18 protein-coding genes are annotated in these 21,853 nt (G+C 50.1%); 7 read left to right on the forward strand and 11 right to left on the reverse strand.

The annotated features are described in order from the left end of the window. Positions 1-94: 94 nt before the first annotated feature. From pgaD to pgaA, 4 genes are read right to left on the reverse strand one after another with little or no spacing between them, the layout of a single operon-like run. A complete protein-coding gene (pgaD, locus tag EDC54_RS13140) occupies positions 95-520 on the reverse strand; it encodes a poly-beta-1,6-N-acetyl-D-glucosamine biosynthesis protein PgaD (protein ID WP_230514516.1) in 426 nt (141 codons plus the stop codon). Next, positions 521-1,849, reverse strand: a complete 1,329-nt coding sequence (pgaC, locus tag EDC54_RS13145; RefSeq protein ID WP_132457024.1) for a poly-beta-1,6-N-acetyl-D-glucosamine synthase — start codon at positions 1,847-1,849, stop codon at positions 521-523. Next, positions 1,846-3,861 (reverse strand): poly-beta-1,6-N-acetyl-D-glucosamine N-deacetylase PgaB, encoded by a 2,016-nt coding sequence (gene pgaB, locus EDC54_RS13150; RefSeq protein WP_132457027.1) that lies wholly within the window; start codon positions 3,859-3,861, stop codon positions 1,846-1,848. Before pgaB ends, pgaC begins: the two co-directional genes overlap by 4 nt. 11 nt (positions 3,862-3,872) lie before the next feature. Beyond that, the gene (gene pgaA, locus EDC54_RS13155) at positions 3,873-6,335 is read right to left on the reverse strand and encodes a poly-beta-1,6 N-acetyl-D-glucosamine export porin PgaA (protein ID WP_132457030.1); all 2,463 of its coding nucleotides are present in this window, start codon (positions 6,333-6,335) and stop codon (positions 3,873-3,875) included. A gap of 260 nt (positions 6,336-6,595) precedes the next feature. Between pgaA and EDC54_RS13160 the strand changes: the two genes are divergently transcribed. From EDC54_RS13160 to EDC54_RS13170, 3 genes are all read left to right on the forward strand, one after another. Beyond that, positions 6,596-7,447 (forward strand): WYL domain-containing protein, encoded by an 852-nt coding sequence (locus EDC54_RS13160; protein ID WP_230514517.1) that lies wholly within the window; start codon positions 6,596-6,598, stop codon positions 7,445-7,447. A 569-nt stretch (positions 7,448-8,016) separates the two neighbouring features. Next, the gene (locus EDC54_RS13165) at positions 8,017-9,489 is read left to right on the forward strand and encodes a GGDEF domain-containing protein (protein WP_132457047.1); all 1,473 of its coding nucleotides are present in this window, start codon (positions 8,017-8,019) and stop codon (positions 9,487-9,489) included. Positions 9,490-9,565: 76 nt separating this feature from the next. Further along, positions 9,566-11,068 (forward strand): MFS transporter, encoded by a 1,503-nt coding sequence (locus EDC54_RS13170; protein WP_132457050.1) that lies wholly within the window; start codon positions 9,566-9,568, stop codon positions 11,066-11,068. Positions 11,069-11,155: 87 nt separating this feature from the next. Here EDC54_RS13170 and EDC54_RS13175 read toward each other — a convergent pair whose 3' ends face one another. Genes EDC54_RS13175 through EDC54_RS13185 form a run of 3 tightly spaced genes read right to left on the reverse strand, consistent with a single transcriptional unit; the run spans position 11,156 to position 12,861 of the window. Next, complete coding sequence (locus EDC54_RS13175) at positions 11,156-11,815, reverse strand: DUF799 domain-containing protein (RefSeq protein WP_132457053.1); 660 nt, start codon at positions 11,813-11,815, stop codon at positions 11,156-11,158. Beyond that, positions 11,812-12,171 carry a DUF4810 domain-containing protein gene (locus EDC54_RS13180; protein ID WP_132457056.1) on the reverse strand — a complete coding sequence of 120 codons (360 nt, stop codon included), beginning with the start codon at positions 12,169-12,171 and terminating at the stop codon, positions 11,812-11,814. The genes EDC54_RS13175 and EDC54_RS13180 overlap by 4 nt, the downstream gene beginning before the upstream one ends. Positions 12,172-12,189: 18 nt before the next feature. Then, on the reverse strand, positions 12,190-12,861 hold the full coding sequence (locus EDC54_RS13185; RefSeq protein WP_132457059.1) for a CsgG/HfaB family protein: 672 nt from the start codon (positions 12,859-12,861) through the stop codon (positions 12,190-12,192). Between the two features lie 412 nt (positions 12,862-13,273). On the opposite strand from EDC54_RS13185, the gene aegA reads away from it, so the two are divergent. The 3 genes from aegA (at position 13,274) to EDC54_RS13200 (ending at position 16,862) form a co-directional block, all read left to right on the forward strand. Then, a complete protein-coding gene (aegA, locus tag EDC54_RS13190; protein WP_132457062.1) occupies positions 13,274-15,298 on the forward strand; it encodes a formate-dependent uric acid utilization protein AegA in 2,025 nt (674 codons plus the stop codon). Continuing rightward, on the forward strand, positions 15,295-15,813 hold the full coding sequence (locus EDC54_RS13195; RefSeq protein ID WP_132457065.1) for a 4Fe-4S dicluster domain-containing protein: 519 nt from the start codon (positions 15,295-15,297) through the stop codon (positions 15,811-15,813). Before aegA ends, EDC54_RS13195 begins: the two co-directional genes overlap by 4 nt. Positions 15,814-16,118: 305 nt before the next feature. Further along, positions 16,119-16,862 (forward strand): 4'-phosphopantetheinyl transferase family protein, encoded by a 744-nt coding sequence (locus EDC54_RS13200; RefSeq protein ID WP_132457068.1) that lies wholly within the window; start codon positions 16,119-16,121, stop codon positions 16,860-16,862. Between the two features lie 55 nt (positions 16,863-16,917). On the opposite strand, the gene EDC54_RS13205 is transcribed toward EDC54_RS13200, so the two are convergent. Further along, on the reverse strand, positions 16,918-18,255 hold the full coding sequence (locus EDC54_RS13205; RefSeq protein WP_132457071.1) for an NCS2 family permease: 1,338 nt from the start codon (positions 18,253-18,255) through the stop codon (positions 16,918-16,920). A gap of 388 nt (positions 18,256-18,643) precedes the next feature. On the opposite strand from EDC54_RS13205, the gene yieH reads away from it, so the two are divergent. Further along, positions 18,644-19,312 carry a 6-phosphogluconate phosphatase gene (gene yieH / locus EDC54_RS13210; protein ID WP_132457074.1) on the forward strand — a complete coding sequence of 223 codons (669 nt, stop codon included), beginning with the start codon at positions 18,644-18,646 and terminating at the stop codon, positions 19,310-19,312. A 21-nt stretch (positions 19,313-19,333) separates the two neighbouring features. Here the strand turns inward: yieH and EDC54_RS13215 are convergent, their stop codons facing one another. From EDC54_RS13215 to EDC54_RS13225, 3 genes are all read right to left on the reverse strand, one after another. Then, complete coding sequence (locus EDC54_RS13215) at positions 19,334-20,062, reverse strand: amino acid ABC transporter permease (RefSeq protein WP_132457077.1); 729 nt, start codon at positions 20,060-20,062, stop codon at positions 19,334-19,336. Between the two features lies 1 nt (position 20,063). After that, a complete protein-coding gene (locus EDC54_RS13220) occupies positions 20,064-20,807 on the reverse strand; it encodes an amino acid ABC transporter permease (protein ID WP_132457080.1) in 744 nt (247 codons plus the stop codon). A gap of 103 nt (positions 20,808-20,910) precedes the next feature. After that, entirely contained in the window at positions 20,911-21,747 is an 837-nt protein-coding gene (locus EDC54_RS13225) for an ABC transporter substrate-binding protein (protein WP_132457083.1), read from the reverse strand. Positions 21,748-21,853 lie beyond the last annotated feature (106 nt).

Consider the following 21,853-nt stretch of genomic DNA (forward strand, 5'->3'; position numbering starts at 1 on the left):
AGGCGAGTTTGGGAAACAAGCGGTGATATCAGAGAGCATGACTTTCCAGCTCTCATCATCAACCGCTATAAAACGCAAATGCGTCTCCAGTTAGTCACGACGATAAGTTATCGATATCAATGATTCTTCCATGCTCGTTATGCCAAACACGCTGGATCTTATTACGATTCAATTCCTGAACGAATCCATCTGATAAAGAAAAACTTCTGGCAACGCGTTCGGCATCTAGCGCATCACTACGCGTTCTTTGTTCTTTTCTGGAACGATAGCGATAGTGCTCCAGTTTCCCCCAGGCAATTAAGAGCGACGCATTTACCAGGAATATGCATAAAAGTATCGATACAGTCCAACCATCAGAGGTGAAGGCAGGCAGTTCGGACATATGACTATTCAAAAAAGCTCCGATAAATACCTCGGAAAACAGCCAAATAAAGATCCCCCATCCACATAGCGTCAGGAAAGAATCAACAAAGAGTGGAAACCAGCGTCTTTCAGAAATGATTAACGGTGAATGCATCATTTATCCTCTTTCAATACCACGATCCGGGCTTTCCCAACGCGCTCGTTTTTTACGGGAGCGCAGCATGACCTTTGGAAAACTGACCAGGCTGGTACACAGACTCAACGTCCAATACACCATGGGATACCAGATTACCCAGAACAGATATTTGCCAATATCTTTCTCATAACGTCGTTCGATCAACATACTGACGGCAAACTGGATTAAACAGACCACGCCGATCATCATGCCGGTAAACGCGGGAGGAAAGAGCGTTTCTACCCGAATCCCCTCAGGCAGTTGTATAAAAAAGCCTAATAAATACAATAAGACGCTCATGGCATAAGTGAAGGCCCATAATATCGAAATAGAGTATTCGAGAAACAACGGCCACATGCGACGATAGCGCCATGACCATAAATGCCGGAGGTTTTTTAAAAAGACCTCTGCACCGCCCTGCGCCCAACGTAGCCGCTGTTTCCACAAGCCAGATAGTTTTTCCGGCATCAGAATCCAACAAAGTGCTCTTGGCTCAAAAAATATCGACCAATGGCGCAATTGAAGCTTCCAGCTAATATCGATATCTTCCGTGATCATATCGGTACTCCAGTACCCGACATCGGCTAAGGCGCTGCGGCGAAAAGCGGCGATAACGCCAGAAACAGTAAAAACTTTGCCATAAACGCGCTGTGTGCGTTTGATCAACCCAATAATTGAGGAGAATTCACCAATCTGAATGCGACCAATCAGCGTCGATCGCGTTCTTATTCTTGGGTTTCCCGTTACTGCTCCGACCCGCGGATTATTAATTAACGGATTAACTAAATAGGCGACAGCATCGGGATCGAGAAGCGCATCACCATCAATACACACCAGCAGATCGCTCTTGGCCGCGGCACACGCAGTTTGAAGCGCCACCGCCTTGCCCTGATTATTCGCCAGATGAATGACTCGCAGTTTGTCATATTGGTTCGCCAACCGATCGAGCACGTCTCCCGTGTCATCATTGGAACCGTCATTCACCGCAATCACTTCGATATGGGTATAACGTTGTGCTAATGCCGCTTCAATCGTTTCACATACGTTAGGCCCTTCGTTACAACAAGGGATCAAGATCGAAACTAACGGGCGCCCGGCGGGTTCATCGGGTATCCCCTCTGCTCCCTTGGGCCAATGGCGTTCATAGTGCAACCAAAAATACAGCCCTCCCGTTATCCATAGCCCAGACATAAATAAAGGCCAGAAAAAGGTAAAGTTAAGAACGACATCCCCTGTAAAGGAAAACATCGAGCCAAAAGGGATGCCGAGCATCAAACATAAGATTAAGAAAGCTAAAATTCTCTCTATCATGGCAGTGGATACCATTCTGGTGAAATCATGGGGCGGATGCTTTCCAATTCAGGTGAATTGTTAATAAAATCATCCGGATAGTAACCGTAGTTTTGTGCACCATTCAGTTGCAACACGGTCATCCATTTAACCAATTGTGCGGTGTCTAACCACGGCTCTTCTGGGAGACGCCAATCCCGAGCCTGAAGTTCAAAAACCGTTTTATTCAGCGCGCCAGGGCGACGAGCCACTTCTTGTACCAGCTTTTGCAACCACACATTGCTGTCCTTGGACGCGATGTTTTCCATCAATGGCATCGCCATGGGGGCGACCCAATCATAAGCGGCAAGGAAGTCATCCAGATTTTGGGAAAACCATGCTTCACTTTCCGGTTCAATAATCGGTAATGCGAAAATGTTACGTGCGGTACGAACTTGCGGACCACGAATGTCATGCACATGGGCCGCGAGGTCGAGCGTAAAGTCCGTTAGCGCTTTACTTTTAAACCGCATCCAGCGTGCAGTAAGCTCGGGGTCACGACGAATGCTGGCAATCGAGTCGGGGAATCCAGCCTCCCGATATGCCTGCATCGCCGAATGGCTTACATCTTCATCCTCTGCCAGCACGGCGTCGTCATGAAATAAGATGCCGTCAAACATGGCGTAGGCAGAAAGATCTTCATAGATATCACTAATTCGTCTTCTGGCTTCCGCATCCCATAGCGATAACCGTCTATATTGGCTACGGTTGATACTTCTCTGGCCGGTCTCGCTGTCGATCCGCTCAACGTGCGGCAATGTCTCATCATCCATATCAAAAGCCAGTACCGGCATCCAGGCATAAACGCTAACAAACGCCCGCGATGTTAGCTGCCAGGCCACATGATTGAATAAATCTTCTCGAACGGGCATCCAACGATTAGGGAAGTAGAGTGACTTTACGTTGCCATCCCCTTTCGGATCCGAGAAAGCCTGAAGATAAACGGTATTAATACGCAAGTCGGCAATACGCTGAACTAATGCATCGACATTACGAGACTGCTGCGCTTTATCGGTGTCATAAACATAATCCAGATCGATATGCGCAACCCGTGTCACCTCAGGTTCACGGACATAGCTAACCAACAGCGCAAACTGCTGTACATTGGGATTGTTGTTAATCAGTATGCGAGGAACGCTATAGGGTGAGTCGATCGATGCTGGCCCATTTTTAAGCGTGAGCGCCAGTTGATAACCCTGTTGCTTAACGATGTTTAGGGCATCGCCGCCTACCGCACCATAAGGCCAAACCCAAACCCGAGGCTTTTTCCCCGTCGCGTCAACGATCCTTTTAGTAATGAGCGCCGTATCTTGCGCAAAACGTTTACGATACTCATCTCGCGTTTCGTATCGCTTACTCTCAGGAAAATATTGACGAGTAACGGCGGCGGGTTCCATGTTCCCCTGCGGGTTTGCCCGAATTCCTTTATGTAAGTCATAGGTATGGGCACCAATTTCTATCAGGCCAGATTGCGCCATTTCACCGACTTGCTGCCAGGTAAGAAAATGGTTGCGAGGTATTTGAATACCACCAAAATCCACCGGCCGATCTTCTGGTGTGTCCAGCCAGCGTCCTACGGGTGCCAGTACTGCCGGCCAACCGTAGGCTTTCAGCAGAGGGTAAACACGATGATAAAAACTGCTGTAACCATCATCAAATGTCAGTAACACCGCCCTATCCGGTAGCGGTTTACCCCCTGCACCCGCAGTCAGAATGTCATCAACGGATACCGGGTGGTAACCATTTTCCCTCAACCAGGCAAAGTGTTCATTCAGTGCGCTGGTGCGTACCGCCATGAAACGTTGATCGGCTCCATTATCTGCCACATCATGATAGGCAATAACAATATATTGATTGGCTTTCCACGGCTGTTCCTTATCCAAAACCGGACGTTCTATTGGTGAGCTATATTTCACGTCAACGGAATGTGCGCAGGCGGTGATCATTAACACCCCCAGCAGCATCACAACGTTTCGTAGTCGTACGAATGACATCACCTTTCTCCTCAAAACCGATAATTCAAATCAAAAGACAGCGACACATTTTTCTCCCGCTTGCCGTCGTAAGGCCGTTTATCCCACTGAGCACTCACCCCCGTATCCAGTACGTCGTTCCACCGTACTCTTTGCCCGTATCCGAGCTGGGTAATGGCGCCAGCAGAGGCACTTTTTTGCCAGTAACGCCCGACACCCGACGTTATCTCTTGATGCCACTCCGTCTGGTAATGTCGATAAAGCAAGTGATCGATGGCTAAGGCGGGTAATACGGCTACATACTTCCGTGGATTGTAATAAGGGGTATTTTGCCGACTGTTCGACCCCATACTGAGCGACGGGGTGAAATTGATGACGAAAAATGGTGATGAAAAGACTCGCTCTTGCCCACTCAGTGTATATTCCTGACGCCTGTTACCATCAGAAAACCACCCGTGCGACAGGTCTGCTTGCCATGAGCGCCGTTCACTTTGCCGCCAGCGCACATACCCTCCAGCACCATTGGCCGTTACGCCATTTTTAAGTGCCCGTAGCGGTGTGCTGCGCATGAGCCGTTCGGCATTAAGACCGACACGCCAAAAGTCATTAACATCATAGCGATAAGAGAGACGCGCGCCGATATCAGAACCAGATCCAAAATTTCGGTGTGAAAGTTCGGCCTCAGCCCAATGGTCGCGATCGGTAAATTCCACGCCGCCGCGAAAAGTGCGGTGAGTCGCCCGCCCATCACTGAAATCGCTTTTATTAAAAGCCCCCCCAGAGAACACACGCCAATGGTCGGCAAACGGCGGGCTATAGAGCATGGCATCAATCTCGGTGTCATTCATTCCTTTCGTTGGACTGTCAGACTTGATGCCCTGAGCGCCAGCAATACGCAACTCCGCCATGTGATGAACCTGACGCAGGCGCGCTAATCGTTTCACAGAAAAATCATCCGGGTAGCGCGTTACAGTGTCGTCGGTCAGTTGTTCAAGTTGACGCCATTCCTGAAGTTCCAATGCAGTAAGTCCCTGGAGGGTCTCCAACTGGAATGATCTTGGCTCCAACAACTCAACTCGCTTTAATAACGTTTCGGCACGACGTGGCCATCCCCTGCTTAGATAAACTCCGGCCAAACGTACATTCAGCTCTTGGTTTCCTGGCCCGGTAAAAGCCAGGCGTTCCGCCAGCCGTTGCGCCGCAGGAAAATCGTTATGAGAAATCAGTGACTGTATACGCAGGTATTGGATGGCAACCCAGGCGTCGTTAGGTATGAGGGTTGGTAAACCATAAACTCTTTTCTTATAAGGTGTTTTTTCTTCAGCCTGAACCGACAACTGCGTTGCCTGTTCAACTTTTTCACTCTCCATAGTGCTGTAGAAAAAATCGCCTTGCCGCACTATCGGCAAGCGTTGCGAAGGATCTTCCTGTATTATCGTGCTAAGCATTTGCTCTGCTTTCTCTGGCTGCTTTAAATAGAGATAAGCAGAAGCGACCCAGCGTCGTGCATAGCTGGGAACATCTCCTTCTTTGAGGAGGGATTGATATTCCGAAATAATTTCTTCCATGCGATAGCGAACCAGCAATGCACCTAGACGATCAATTCGAGCATGGCGATAGCTGGCTTTTGCAGACGGAAACGTTTGCCATTGATTCATCAAGGTGGCGTAACGCGCTAAAGCGCGATCTGCCACAACGAAACGTTCGTTCTCCGTTGTCGAGGAAATAAACGCAAGACGGACCAACTCTGCCGCCGCCTCCAATTCTCGCTGACGCTGCCTTTCGTCGGTCTGGACGCCGTGAGGCTTGCCGTTTTCCAGGGCGTTTAACGCCGGCGCGCTAATATTATTGCTGGATAGCATATCGCTATAGTCATAGCGCAGGGCTTTATCCTGTGGTGCATAACGCATCGCCTGAACGATAGAAAAGAGAGAATCAGGATGCTTTCCCGCAATTCGTTGCACCCACGCTAATTCACGCCAATGGTTTGCCGTAGGTTCACGCTTAACGCGAGACGCAGCGAGTTCCAGCGCTATTTTTGTCTGTCCGGCATCGGCGAGGGTGAGTATCAAACCACTACATGCGTCGTCATCTCGTGGAGAACGTTGCAGAACCTGACGCCATAACGCCACTGATGTCTGCCACTGGCGGAGGTTACGATAGGATTTCGCCGCCGCTTTCAGAGCAGGATCGGGCAGTGACATCGTTGGCGAATAGGCTTCCCAAACTCGCCTCACTTCAGCATCCTTTCCCGCCCAACCGTTAATTTGTAGCCAGTCGGTCACTTCGGCTGCGGTCAATACACGGTTTCTGGATTGCCCATCGAACCATGACGTCGCCGTGGATATATCCCCCTGCCGAGCATTGATGATTAATGTGTCGTAATGAGATTCTGCCGCCACCACGCTGCCAGAAAAGGAAAGGTAAACCAATGATTTAAGTAAATTAAATAATATTGGGTTGAGTCTGCTTGAATGAGAATTAACAAAACTCATCGCTGAATCTCCCCATCAGTGATGACAGGACGACGTTTAAATGCATCGTTGAACGCTGGTTTCATGACTTAACACCTCTAATCGAGTCTAAACACGACGCGTAGCTATCCCTCCCGTGATTCGAAGTCAGAGATAGACGCTAAGGCCAGTTTGGCGCATAATAATGCATATATTTTTTTTATCAATATAATTTTTATACGCATATGACTAAAACTTCAGTGACAGGTTCAGAATCAGTAGTTAAAGGACGCAGTTGGGGGTTGGAACGTCGCCTTCAGTTCATCGACTTTCGGCTACGGTGGAGTGGACACATAAATCGTACCGATCTAACTTCTTTTTTTGGATTATCGATCCCGCAGGCGTCACTCGACATCGCTAAATATATTGAGCTCGCGCCCAATAATCTGGCCTACGATCGTCGCACCAAAACTTACACGGCTACACCAACATTCTCTGCGGTCTACCCACAGAATTCTGCCCAGCGCTATCTGGCGGAATTATTGGCAATGAAGACGGGCGTACTTGAAGCAGATGCCAGCTTCATTGAGTCTGCGCCAGAGGTGTGCTGGGTCCATATCCCATTCAACACCGACAATGAACAGATTGTTGAAGTCATTGTCAGAGCGATTCGTGATAAAATGGCGGTAAGCATCTGCTATCAATCCTCATCCTCCATGGATAATTCGCCACGACTCATTTCGCCACACGCTTTAGGCAATGATGGATTACGATGGCGAGTGCGTGCCTACTGCCATATCAAGCAGCAGTTTAGTGACTTCATTCTTACGCGCATCCTCAGTATTGAAGGCGTCGAACTTTCGACAATCGATCCCGCCAGCGATTATCCGTGGCATACCCATGTACAGTTAATGTTGAAGACAAATAAAGAACTGCCTCAGGCACGCCAACGTGCATTGGAACTGGAATATGGTATGCGCAATGGCGAGTTGAATTTATCCTGCCGTTTGGCATGTATACATGAGACACTCGGGCGATTCCACATCAGCTTGATGGATGAAAATAACGAAAAAGATCAGCTGTTTGTATTAAAAAATAAAGAAGATATTCAAGCAATTGTAAGGGCTTACCCCCATCCCCTTCACGCCTATTAATTTCTCATCGACATAACGCAGAACAAGGTCATAAGTAAGAATCTATCCCAGAGGAGTTGCCATTAATAAATCATGATCATTGATGAGTGGGACATCGTGGGTGAGAAGTGGCAACTCAGTGATTAACCCAGGGGAAAACGGACGCCCGGAAAAAGATTGCGCTAATGCATGGAGAAAGGTACGACGCCGGAGGGTTGGAAACTTACCTGAAAAGCGTCGTTACGCCCCACATATTCGGTCGTGGAATGAGGATCCAGACGCCATCAGAATTGCGTGCTTTAAAGCGAACGTTGGCTGGTGGTGAGCACACATCACTGGCTGAACTATTTTTCTCGATTCCAGATCCATTGTGAGAAAAGTTGAAAACAATGAAACGATGTCTCATTTTTTCTTCGGCATTATCATATGGAATAAAATCCTATTGGGATAGTCACTAAGTAAATTCTTATATTGATTTCACTTTTCATCCATGCGTCAGAAATTCATACAATGATGCAAAATAATAAGGTAATTTATAGCGATTCTGGTAAAAAAGTGATGCTGGGTAGATAGGTTAATCGGGAAAAAAAATGAAAATTCGCGCATATGAATTATTAATTATTTTCAGTTCAACCTTACTTATTAGTTACTTAGGTCTATCTTTTAGGCTACTCGACGACACATCTCTATTCTGGCCAGCAGACATTCTCTTATTTTGCTTTCTCATACGCTATCGCAGTCGAGATAAAAGCATAAAAAACAAATTATTACATAGTGTCATTTTATGTATGATCGGTTTTTTCGGCATGCTGCTTCCTGCTATTTTCCTTAAAAACAATCAGTCTTTTTCTGAAAAAGTCATTCACTGCACAGTAAGTTCCATTTTTTTCATTACCGCATGGATTACATTAATAATACTTTTTAAAACAAAAGATAATAGTTACAATCAGTTAAGTAAAAAATATATCTTTTTTGTTTTTATTTCCATTTCTATAGGCGCTATTTTTTCAGCTACATCCTATGGGATTTATTTATCCACAAAAATTAACGGAGAGGATGTTTTTATTCTTTCAAGAAAGTGGTTTAGCGAAGAATTAAGCTCTGGTGTTATTTTCATTTTTTTATTTCTAAAAGCGACACAAAACATAAAAACCCTCCTTAATATATCAAAACATTCAATTAAAAAAACATTCAAAAACCCATCACTTATACTCTACCCTCTCATTATTATTTTTTGCTCAAAATCGTTAAACATCACGCTAAGTGTACTAGCCATATTACCATTAATTTACCTTTCTTTATTTCATTCATTTAACAGGATTGTTTTAATGTGCTCTGCAACGGGAATTGCACTAAACTATATTTATATAAACAAATTAATAGATGCTCAAGAAACAATAGAAAAAAAATATTTATTCGAATTATCTTATTTATTTCAAGTCAACACCTCAGTGATTATCATCACCGTCCTTATCGCATCTTTCTTTATTAATAAAAACAGGAAAAATATAAAAAGAATAGAATTAGCCAGTAACCATGATGCACTAACGGGTATGCTGAATAGACGTTCGCTCAATCAGCACATGATGAATATCATAAATTCCACACGTGATGGAGAGAATAAAATCATGTCTCTGTTTGTTCTTGATATTGACCACTTTAAAGAAATCAATGATACCTATGGTCATGCTATAGGCGACAATGTCATTAAAGAGTTTTCCGCAACCCTAAAGAAATATACCCGACCTCAAGACTTGTTATGTCGATGGGGAGGCGAAGAGTTTTTAATAATCATTCAGGGTCTCTCCGTCCATGAATGTTTAGATATAGCAGAGAGAATTCGGTCAATTATAGAAGGTTCCTCATTAGCGATCTCAGAGGGTCATGTTGTTCGATGTACAACCAGTATAGGAGTCAGTTTTTTTCACCTGAATAGAATTGAGGATTTTCATGACGCGTTTCAAGAAGCCGATGAATTATTGTACATCGCAAAAGAACAAGGACGTAATCGCGTAAATTCGGTACAAAACAAATATCATAATGGTTGCATCCATTTAAAATAATCTTTTTAAAGACTGGCTCGATATTAGCGGAGCTAACCCACAGATGAAAACAAAAATCGACGGTAGAGAACTTGCTATGCAAACACCAAAGAAGTGGCTGATTCTGGCCATTGTTTCCAGCGCACTGTTTCTGATTGTTATCGACATGACCGTGCTGTACACCGCGCTTCCAACACTGACTCATGATTTGCACGCTTCGGCATCAGATAAGCTGTGGATCGTTAATATTTATGCGCTGGTCGCTTCTGGCTTGCTGCTGGGAATGGGCACGCTGGGCGATAAGCTGGGTCACAAGCCACTGTTTATTGCGGGGTTAGTGATTTTTGGTACGGCCTCCCTGTTTGCCGCTTATTCGCCAGCGCCAGATATCCTCATCGCCGCGCGGGCGCTGTTGGCCGTCGGTGCAGCCATGATGATGCCAGCAACGCTCTCCATTATTCGTCTAACGTTTATTGACGAGAAGGAGCGCGCGCTGGCAATTGGTATCTGGGCAGCGGTAGCATCGGGTGGGGCAGCATTTGGCCCGGTGATGGGGGGAATACTGCTGGAATATTTCTGGTGGGGGTCTGTTTTCCTCATCAATGTGCCCGTTGTTCTGCTCGCGCTGATCATGGGAATGGCGGTGATTCCTCATCGGCCGGGTAACGCTTCACAACGCTGGGATATCGTTGGCTCCCTCTTAATCATGGTAGGTTTGATTGGTGCCACCTATGCCATAAAAGAGCTGGGCAAGCGGGCTCCATCCTATCAAGATGCGCTGATTGCCTTGATTATCGGCGTCGTTTTCACAACACTTTTTATCCTCCGGCAGAGAAATAGCACACATCCTTTAGTCGACTTTACCCTGTTCCGTCTCCGCCCTTTCAGCGCTGCCGTGGCGTCGGCCATCGTGGCCGCAGCGGCGTTGATCGGTATGGAGCTTGCTTTCACGCAGCGATTGCAGCTGGTCGTCGGCCTGTCTCCGCTACAGGCAGGATTGTTTATTTTACCGCTGTCGCTGGCATCCTTTATCTCCGGCCCGTTGACGGGAAAGATATTGCCGCGCGTGAATAGTGGGACAATGCTAGCCGCTGGCCTGCTGGTTTCAGGCCTGGGCATGGGAAGCTACCTGCTATTGCACAATGCGCCCATCGTCATACAAATTATCAGCCTGATAGTGATTGGGGCGGGCGTAGGTTCAACGATGACCGCCGCATCCAGCACGATTATGCAGGTTGCGCCGGCTGAAAAAGCGGGTATGGCAGCGTCAATCGAAGAAGTGTCCTATGAATTGGGCGGCGCGACGGGCGTGACGCTGATGGGCAGTTTGCTGTCTTTCGCTTATTCCGCATCATTTATGTTGCCCGTTGGATTTTCCGCACCGGACACCGCCTATGACAGTCTGGACGAGGCGTTGATCTTTGCTGAATCTTTGCCGGAAAATATGCGACGTATCCTCACCACACAGGCGCATTCCGCCTTTGACTCTGGATTTTCAGCAGTGCTGGCAACCGCAACGCTGATCCTATTGCTGACCTCCGCCTTCGTCTGGACGACGCGCCATAATAAACAGCGGCGTAATCAGGCCGCTGATGCATAGCACCACCAACGATCAAGTTAAAGTGAATAAAAAACGCCGTTCAGTAACAAACGGCGTTAATGATTTAGCAACGTACTACATCGCAACTCAGTAGGTTTCTTTACCGTATTGCAGTGAACGAGGCCCATACAGCATACCGCGTGCATGACCCGCGGCCAGCAGGCGCGCGCTAGTCACACCGGCAACATCATGGCCTTTGTCGGAGATCGTGTCCGCGATTTGGTTCACCGCAGCCTGCACCAGAATACCAATGATGCCACCGTTAGAGTTTGACTGCTGCTCGTTGCTGGAAGCCGTCGCACTGCCGCTCCACAACAGTTTGCCCGTACGCAGATCAACCAGACGAGCATCGGCGGAAACGCGGGTTTCACTGTTAATCACCGTGTATGACGTACCGTACTCTTTCACATCCAGATACAGCGCGGCGTCAGCCCCAAAGATTTGGCGCAGCTTCGCCGTGCTCAGCGCATGGATATCCGATGCGGTAGACAAACCATTCTGTTTGAACGTTTCATCCACTACCGCAACAGGCAAGACGTAATAACCTGATTCGGCCAACGGATAAGTAACTTGTGAGAGCAGGCTATAGCTTGCTTTCACATCAGGTGAATGGTTAACCGGCGGCAACACCAGAATCGACTTCGGTTTGCTCTCTTTGAATGCCGTGTAGTCGTAAGGAACGGGTTTAGCGCAGCCGGTCAGCACCAGCGCAAAAACCAGACCACATAATCCTAAGAAACGATTCATTTAATATTTCCTTTATTTTTACTCAACAGGAAGTCCATGAAAGATGCCGATTCTGGGAATTGCGCTTTTTCTGTTTCAAACTGCTGGCGAGCTTCACTATCACGACCCGTATTGGCGTACAGCAAGCCAAGTTGAGCATGGAGCCCCGGTGGTACAGGTTTATTGGCGGCTTTCGCTTTTTCGAGCGATGTGTTCAAAGCCAGAATCTGCTGCTCTGGCCCAACTTTATCTTGTTGATAATAATCATAAAGCGCTGGCTGATAGCTGTCCCAGCTATAAATCGTTTTCGGTTGAGATGCGCAACCCGCCAGTGCCGTCGCCGCAAGCAGCAGGATTATTTTCTTATGAGATAACATGGTGATATTCCTATTCCATTAGTTCGCAGGACGCCAGGCGCCGCTTTCAATTCCCGCTACCAGGTTATTGACGGCTTCACGGATAGCCAAATCCAGCACCTTGCCGTTCAACGTAGAGTCATAGCTGGCCGTCCCGCCGAAACCGATAATTTCACGGTTGGACAGCGTGTACTCTCCGGCACCCTGTACGGAATAGACCACCTCAGAGGTTTGTACATTCACCACGTTCAGCGTGGTTTTGGCATAGGCGACCTGGGTTTTACCGCGGCCAAGAATGCCCCATAGCTGGTGGTCGCCGACTTCTTTACGGCCAAACTCGGTCACATCCCCTGTAATGACATAGTTTGCGCCCTTCAGCGTCTGCGTTTGGCCTTTAATGCCCGCTTCTGCTTTCAGCTCTTCCATGTTGGTGCGATCCAACACATTAAAGCGACCGCTCTGCTGAAGATGGCTGACAAGAATGGTTTTAGATTGATTACCTAAGCGGTCAACGCCATCAGAGAAAATCCCGTTCATGTAGTTGGAACGGTTTTCAAACTTTCCGACTGAAATCGGGCTGCGAACCCCCTGGTAAGGCGTACTGTAAGACGTCACTTTTGGCGCCTCCACAGTACGAGAAGATTCTGAAGCACATCCGCTCAGTAACACAGCGGATATGAATACAGAATACAGAACGATTTTTTTATTCATAGCACAATCCCTTAACATTAAATTAACACAAACAAAATGCTGTTATTGATTAATAATGAAAATGCCGAAAACACTATTTAGCCGCCTTAGGGTTTAAGCGCACTTAAATAGCGACAAGCATTATGAGGAACATAAGGAAAAGTAACTAGTTGTTTCACGATAAAATTAATGAAAATAATAAAAGCAGAATCGTCGCTTGCCACCACCAAAAACCACACCAAAAACAAGGTGATACGCAACCAACTCATTACTTTTACACAACATCGTAACCCAATGAAAAAATTCAATAATCACATTAAAAGCCTGCATAGAATTTAACATTACACTACCTTACCTGCGCTATATCAAGGTCACCGCACGATTCAGCGATTAGGATGAAAACAGCGGATCGTGCTGGCTCAGGGGGAAGGTAATGAATCGATTTGTGATTGCCAGTGTTCAAGACTGTATGGGATGCCGTGCATGTGAAATTGCCTGTGTGATTTCACACAATGACGAACGGTATCCCGATAGCGATGCCGTCTTTCAGCCCAGAATCAAGGCATTTAATACACCGAAACTGCGAGCTGCCGTGACATGCCGCCACTGTGAAGAGGCCCCCTGCGCCAGCGTGTGTCCAACGCAGGCATTGATCAGAAAAGACAATAGCATTCAGCTCATTCAGGAAAAGTGCATCGGCTGTAAAAGTTGTGTACTGGCTTGTCCATTCGGCGCGATCTCCATGATCACAAACCCGACAGATAATCGCACCGTCGCGCATAAATGCGATCTCTGCGCCGAACGTTCTCAAGGGCAAGCCTGTGTCGAAGCCTGTCCGACTCAGGCACTGCAATTGTTTAGTGAGCAATCATTAGCGGCTCATCGTCAGGAAAAGCAGCAAATGACGGCGCTGCGCTCTTCAGCCTACGGGCAACATGAAACACCGCAACGGAAAAAAATCACGTCCAATCCTCTCAGCAAAAGAAAAAACTGGCCGCGTCGGGACGCGGAGAAAAAACCGCTGTCGCACAGAAAATCGACCTTTGATGAAATCTATTACGGCTTCACGCCCCGGCAGACTGAAGATCAGGCAGGCCGCTGCCTCTCCTGCGGAAAACGTGCGATTTGCGAGTGGACCTGTCCACTGCATAACAATATCCCTGAACTTCTGAATCTGGCGAAACAGGGACGCATCCTTGAAGCCGTAGAACTGTCGCACAAAACCAGCAGTCTGCCGGAAATCTGCGGCCGGGTGTGCCCTCAGGATCGGCTCTGTGAAGGGGCCTGCACGCTGGGTCAGGAGTATGGTGCCATCACCATCGGTAACGTTGAACGCTACATCACCGATACCGCGATGGAAATGGGCTGGTCACCCGACATGACGCACATCGCGTCCAGCGGAAAACGCGCGGCGATCGTCGGCGCAGGCCCCGCCGGACTGGCCTGTGCCGATGTCCTGGCGCGCAACGGCGTACAGGCCGTCGTATTCGATCGCCACCCGGAAATCGGCGGCCTGCTCACGTTCGGCATTCCGCCGTTCAAGCTGGATAAACGCGTTCTGGCCCGCCGCCGTGAAGTCTTTAGCGCCATGGGCATTGAGTTTCAATTGAATACCGAAGTGGGGAAAGATATTTCCCTGTCTCAGCTTCTGGAGGATTACGATACGGTCTTCCTCGGCGTCGGCACTTACCGTTCCATGAAGGCCGGCATTGAAAATGAAACGGCCCCCGGCGTCTTTGATGCGCTGCCTTTCCTTATCGCCAATACCAAACACGTTATGGGACTACCAGAGCGTGACGATGAACCTTACATCTCAATGGCAGGGAAACGGGTGGTGGTGCTCGGCGGCGGCGATACCGCAATGGACTGTCTGCGAACCTCCATTCGACAAGGCGCCCTTTCTGTAACCTGTGCGTATCGCCGTGATGAAGCCAATATGCCCGGCTCGAAAAAAGAGGTGAAAAATTCCCGCGAAGAAGGCGTGACGTTCATGTTTAACGTTCAGCCACAGCAGGTTTGCCTCAACGAACACGGTGAAGTTTGCGGTATTCGTCTGGTTCGCACCGAACTGGGTGAACCTGACGCCAGTGGACGCCGCCGCCCGCGCCCCATACCCGGATCGGCATTCGTGCAGCCGGCGGAAGCCATTATCACCGCCTTCGGCTTTCAGGCGCACCCTATGCCGTGGCTGGATGAAGCCGAGGTCGGTCTGGATCGTCGGGGGTACATCACGGCCCCCCGTAATAGCCAGATACCTTGCCAGACCCGTCATCCGCGTATTTTTGCGGGCGGCGATGCCGTGCGCGGCGCCGATCTGGTTGTGACCGCCATTGCCGACGGGCGTCAAGCCGCATTGGGAATGCTGACGACGATGGGGATGACCGCGAGAGCAGACGCCATGCCGGCACAGCCAGAGCACAACAAAATGAACGCCATCTGCGAGGAGCGCCGCTCATGAATCAATTTGTTATTGCCGAGGCCGAAAAATGCATCGGCTGCCGAACCTGTGAAATTGCCTGCGCGGTAGCCCACAGCGGTGGTCAAAGCGCGCAACTGCGCCCTTCTCACTTCTTTCCTCGCCTGAAAGTGATAAAAACCGCCAGCATCAGCGTTCCCGTGCTTTGCCGCCAGTGTGAAAACGCACCTTGCGCCAGTGTGTGTCCCAATGACGCATTGGTACGCGATCGGGATAGCATTCAGGCCATTCAGTCCCGCTGTATTGGCTGCAAAAGCTGCGTCATCGCCTGCCCTTTTGGCGCCATCAACGTCGTGCTCCCCACCAGTGACGACGAACAAGTACACCTCGTGCAGAGCGAGATCCACAAATGCGACCTTTGCGTGGACGTCGCCGCCGATCCTTCTTGCATCAACGTGTGTCCAACCTCAGCGCTGCGGCTGGTGACGACAGCGGATCTACACAGACAAACGCAGGAAAAGCAGCAACGTTCAGCGCAGAGCTGGACTCATCAGTAAAGCAGGGAAGTACGCCACGAAAATGTGATACTGATACGTTTGTCGCATCTAATTAATAATTTTCGCCGATTTATTCATCGATTTTTCTTTAGATCGCATATTAGTCTGATAATATGCATCTGTAATATCTGATAGATTCCTATCGAGGCACGACCCCTTAAAATACTTTGCGCGGTGAAACGAAAACGTTATCGTTTTGAACACCTCAAGATGCTCTCCTGCGTGTGCCGCGTAACAGCGCCAACGCACATACGGCTTGAGGTATATCGGACCTACACTATTTTATCGCCATCATGGAGTGAACAATGACCTGCCATTTTGTCAGGTGGACAAGCACGGAAACGCTTCCTGACTTACAAAGACTGCCAGACAGGCTTATCGCATCAACGCAACATTTTTCAGCCAAACGCCGTGAGCGTTATCTGAAAAGCCGCGTGCTGCTGGCGGAAATGATGTTCTATTTTTTCGGCTATCCGCTATTACCCACGCTATTGATGTCCCCTGAAGGGCGTCCTTATTTTGCCGACCCCAACCTGCCCAATTTCAGCATCGGCTATGCCGGCAATACCATCGCCATCCTTCTGAGCGAAGAAGGAAAGGTGGGAATGGATATCGAAATCGTTCATGTCAGGCCAACGAATCAGGTCGTTCCACAGATGCAGGCACAGACGCAGGCGGAACAGGCGTGGATTAACGCTCAGCGCGATCCGCTGGAAGCCTCAACGCAGCTATGCACGATCCGTCAGTCACTGATGAAAATCCCCGGCGTGAATAATTATCGGCCTGAGAGCCTGAAGCTCCACCCGGCCTCTGGCAGGCTGCGTTCAAGCAGCATTCCCGCCGTTGAAGTGATGAGCGACGTCGATGATTATCTGGCATGGGCCTGCGCCCACGTCCCCACGCTTAATCGATTGATGGTGTGGAAATACACCTCGGCAGCGGGAATGAAAAAAGCGGGAGAAATCGTCCAACAGCAGCGCCAGTCTGTACGCTATATGAAATTAACCAGCCACACGATAGAAAAAGCCACCTCTACCGCTTCACAGTAGCCAGCCGCCGCATAGCAGGCTGAGGCTCCGGGAAAGCCCCGGAGCCACGCGCAAATTAATGCGCGTCGATAAACACAATTTTCAGCAGGAACAGCAGCGCAACCACCACGACGCAAGGGCTGATCTCACGCCAGCGCCCTGTCGCCAATTTCATGACGCAGTAAGAAATGAACCCCAGCGCAATCCCTTCGGTAATTGAGAAGCTGAACGGCATCATCACGGCGGTAATAAAGGCCGGAACGGCCTCCGTCAAATCATCCCACTTCACGCGCGCCAGGCTGGACGTCATCAATACGCCCACGTAAATCAAGGCGCCGGCAGCCGCATACGCCGGCACCATCCCTGCCAGCGGCGACAAGAAGATCACCAGCAGGAATAGCAGCCCCACGACCACGGCGGTCAGCCCCGTGCGGCCACCAACGGATACGCCGGAAGAGCTTTCAATATACGCGGTGACAGATGACGTTCCGAGAAACGATCCGGCGACCGAACTGACGCTATCCACATACAGCGCCTGCTTCATCCGTGGGAACTTACCGCGGGCATCCACCAACCCCGCCTTATCCGTCACACCGATCAGCGTGCCGGACGAATCAAACAGGTTAACCAGCATGAAGGAGAAGATAATCCCCGACATCCCGAGGTTAAGCGCCCCGGCCAGATCAACCTGACCGACGACCGATGTAACGCTCGGCGGCATCGAAAACACGCCGGAAAACGTCACATCCCCCAACAGCAGACCAATTGACGTCGTCACGACGATGGAGATCAGTACCGCGGCATGAATATTGCGTGAAGCCAACGCCACAATAATAAAAAAACCCAGCGCCCCTAACAGAACGCTATGTGAGGTCAGGTTGCCAATCGTCACCAGCGTCTCAGGGTTGGGAACGATAATGCCGGCGTTTTTCAGGCCCATCATGGCAATAAACAACCCGATGCCGCTCGCGATCCCTAAACGCAGGCTAAGCGGGATATTGGCTATCATCCAGTAGCGAATCTGGAACAGCGTCAGCAAAAGGAAACCGATTGCGCCCCAGAAAATCGCCCCCATCGCAACCTGCCATGGCAGCCCCATCGCCCCCACAACCACAAAGGCGAAAAACGCATTCAGCCCCATTGCAGGCGCCAGCGCCACAGGCAAGTTAGCCAGCAGCCCCATTAAAATACTGCCGAATGCCGCAATCAGACAGGTGGTCACAAAGACCGCTTTGGTATCCATCCCCGCCGCGCCCAGAATCTGCGGGTTAACAAAAACAATGTAGACCATGGTTAAAAACGTCGTGAAACCGGCAATCGTTTCCGTACGCGCTGTCGTGCCGTGTTGTTTCAGTTTAAACACGCGCTCCAGCAAGCCCTGCTCGGCAGCAAGACCGGGTTGTGATTTATTCATGAGTACCAATCCAAAGAAGGAAATAACTGTCGTCGGGTATCCTATAACAAAACCATACGTTTTTACGTTCCACCCGCATTTTTTTTCAGCCCATCAGCAAAACCGATGCGTTTTATGGGGCTGACATCGCCAAACGGATAAATCAACCCATTGAAATGACGTGATTTCAGGAAAAATCGTTCCAAAACGGCTTTATAGGTCGCAATATCAGGTCAGTTGGTTAAAGTAGGGCTTCATCTCGTTTCGAACGTGTAGGAATTGAGATACCGGAGCGACGACGGTGCAAGGCGTCCCTGTGGCAACTTCATCATCCGGTTTCCCCGCAAGGGGATTTAAGTGACGAGTATTACGATTTCATCTTTTTTTATTCCATCAATAAGGATTGGTCATGCCCCGTATCGAATGCGTCTTCTTCGACTGTGACGGCACGCTGGTTGATAGCGAAGTGCTGTGTTGCCAGGCTTATGTGAATATCTTCATCCCGTATGGCGTGAAGTTATCGCTGGAAGAGGTGATAAAAACGTATAAGGGCGTGAAGCTGTACGAGATCATTACGCGCATCAGCCAGCAGCACGGTTTAAGCGTATCGGTAGAAGAGGCGGAGCGCCATTTCCGGCAAGAGGTGAAACACCTTTTCGATGCGTTCCTGCAACCTATCGCTGGCGCACGCGAGTTAGTGCAATCCATCACCGTCCCGATGGCCGTGGTATCCAATGGCCCGGTTAGCAAAATGCAGCACTCGCTTGGCCTGACGCACATGCTCGATCTGTTTGGCGACCACCTCTACAGCGGCTACGACCTGAAAAAGTGGAAGCCCGATCCGGCGGTGCTGTATCACGCCGCCGAGCAGTTACAACTCCCCATTGAGCGCTGCATTCTGGTTGAAGACTCCGCCGCAGGCGTACAGGCGGGCATCGCGGCGGGCATTCCGGTGTTCTACTATTGCGCCGATCCCCACAACCAGCCTATCCATCACCCGCTGGTCACGATGTTCGACGACATGCGCGAACTGCCGCAAATCTGGCGCGAAAAAGGCTGGAATATCACCGCGCAGTAGCACATCCAAAGAGGGCCAGCCTCAGGCTGGCTTATTGCGCTGCCACAGAAAACGGCGCTTCGGCTGTTTTTCCTGCTGGCTGAAACGCGCGTTAACCCGGTTAGCCAGCAGTTCCAGCGACAGGCAAAACACAAAGTAGACCAGTGCGACAAACAGGAAAACCTCCATCGGGTAAACCATGCTGCGGTTATTGACCTGCGTGGCGAGAAACGTCAACTCGCCGACCCCGACAATGTAGGCCAGCGAGGTATCTTTAATCAGGGAAATCCACTGGTTAATGAAGGAAGGCACCATCATTCGCAGCGCCTGCGGCAGAACAATTTGCCACAATACCTGCCAGCGGCTTAGCCCGAGCGAGAGTCCCGCCTGCCACTGACCACGCCCGATCGCGACAATACCGGCCTTTACGCCGTGCGCCAGATACGCCGAAGCGATCAGCGCCAATGCACAGACGACGGTGGTAATTTCAGGAATATCGACGCCAAATACGATCGGCAGCAGGAAGTAAGTCCAGAAAATCAGCATGATGACAGGGATCGCGCGAAAGAACCCCAGCACCATCGCCAACAGTGCGCTCCACCCGCCTCGGGACATCGCCAGCGCCACGCCCAGGATTGTGCCCAGTACGGCAGAGGCGATGCCCGCCAGCAGGCTCATCACCAGCGTCAGCGCCGCGCCGCCCAGCGGACCATCAGGAAAGGTGCCCCACATTAAATAGCTGATGTTGTCGGTGATAACGGTAAAATCCATTTCAGTGCCTCTCCGCCAGACGACGCTGCTGACGCCACATACCCCAGCCTTCCATCACGGCAATAATCGCAATATACAGCGCCGTCGCGACGCCAAACGCCTGAAAGGTACGCAAGGTTTCCGTCTCTACCTGACGCGAAGCGTAAGACAACTCAGCAACGCCGATCGCCATCGTCAGCGATGAATTCTTCACGACATTCATGTACTGCCCGAGCAGCGGCGGCAGTGAGATTCTCAACGCCTGCGGCAACACGACATAGCGCATAGCCTGCCAGTCCGTGAGTCCCAGCGCGTGCGCCGCGTACTTTTGCCCGCGCGCCACACCGCGAATACCGGCGCGGATCTCCTCTGCAATAAAGGCGCTGGAGTAGAGCGTCAGCCCCGCTAACCCGGCCAGAAACTCAAAGGACGGCCACGCCACGGTCAGGCCGAACAGGGACGCCGCATGAGGCATATTCAGCCACTGCATCATCCCGGCGGGAAAAAGCTGCCCGGCGCCGAAATACCAGAAAAACAGCTGCACCAGCAGCGGCGTATTGCGAAACAGCGAGCTGTAGGCCACGATGGCGCCGCGCAGCACCGGCATCCGGCTATCTCTGGCGGCCGCCAGAATAAAACCCAACGCCGTCGCCAGCACGATCGTACAAAAGGAAATCCCCAGCGTGATCAGAAAACCCTGCCACAGCCAGGTGAGATACTGAGGAGCCAACAGCCACGACTCAAGCGATTGCAGCACCGAATCCATGCGCTTAATTTCTCTTTGTCATTATCACGAGAGATATCCTACAGAATAAAAAGGCCCCCTGCGAGACAGAGGGCGAGGATCATCGCATCGAACGCGTCTGAGATCAGGATTTAGGCTGCTGGTCCAGCGGGGCAAAAGTAAAGTCACCGCGCGGTTGCGCAGACTTGGTGCTCGGCCCAAACCAGCGATCGTAAATCACCTTCGCTTCACCCTGTTTTTCCAGGTCAATCAGCGTGTCGTTAATTTTCGCCGTCAGCCGTTCTTCCCCTTTGGGGATCCCGATGCCCTGATACTCTTTCGTGATACTAAAGGGAGAGATTTCAAACTCCGCCTTCTGCGCATCAGGCACGTTAGCCAGCAGGCCGACCAGCTTGGCATCATCCTGGGTAATCGCCTGAACGTTACCGTTACGCAGCGCGGCAAAGGCCAGCGGCGTATCGTCATAGGAAATCACTTTGGCTGTCGGGTAATGTTCGCGCAGCGTGATTTCCTGCACGGTGCCTTTATCCGCGCCAATGCGCAGCGTCTTGATGTCTTCCGGCGTTTTCAGCACGCCTTTGCGGGCGATAAATTTCTGTCCGGTAGCGAAGTAAGGAATACTAAAATTCACCTGTTTGGCGCGCTCATCGGTAATAGTGAAGTTCGCGGCGATCAGATCGACTTTCTGCGAGCTTAACAGCGGAATGCGGTTAGCCGGGTTAGTCGCGCGCAGCTCCACCTTCACCCCCAGCGCCTTACCAATCGCCTCGGCGATATCCACGTCATAACCCACCAGCTTTTTGCTTTGCGGATCAACATAGCCAAACGGCGGATTACTGTCGAAGACGGCAATTTTCACCGCGCCCGCTTTCTGAATATCGTCCAGCTTATCAGCCTGCGCCACGCCAGAAACGGAGGCCAATGTAGCCAATAAAGCCGCTGCCAAAACACGCTTTTTCATTCCCTGCCCCTTGATTATTACTGTATTAATTGCAGGCTATCAGCAGGTCGAAAACGCGGGAAATAACATAAACAGCTATAATATAACCTTAGGTTACTTAGGTGTT

It is taken from the genome of Samsonia erythrinae, assembly GCF_004342665.1.
Classification (GTDB): Bacteria; Pseudomonadota; Gammaproteobacteria; order Enterobacterales; family Enterobacteriaceae; genus Samsonia; species Samsonia erythrinae.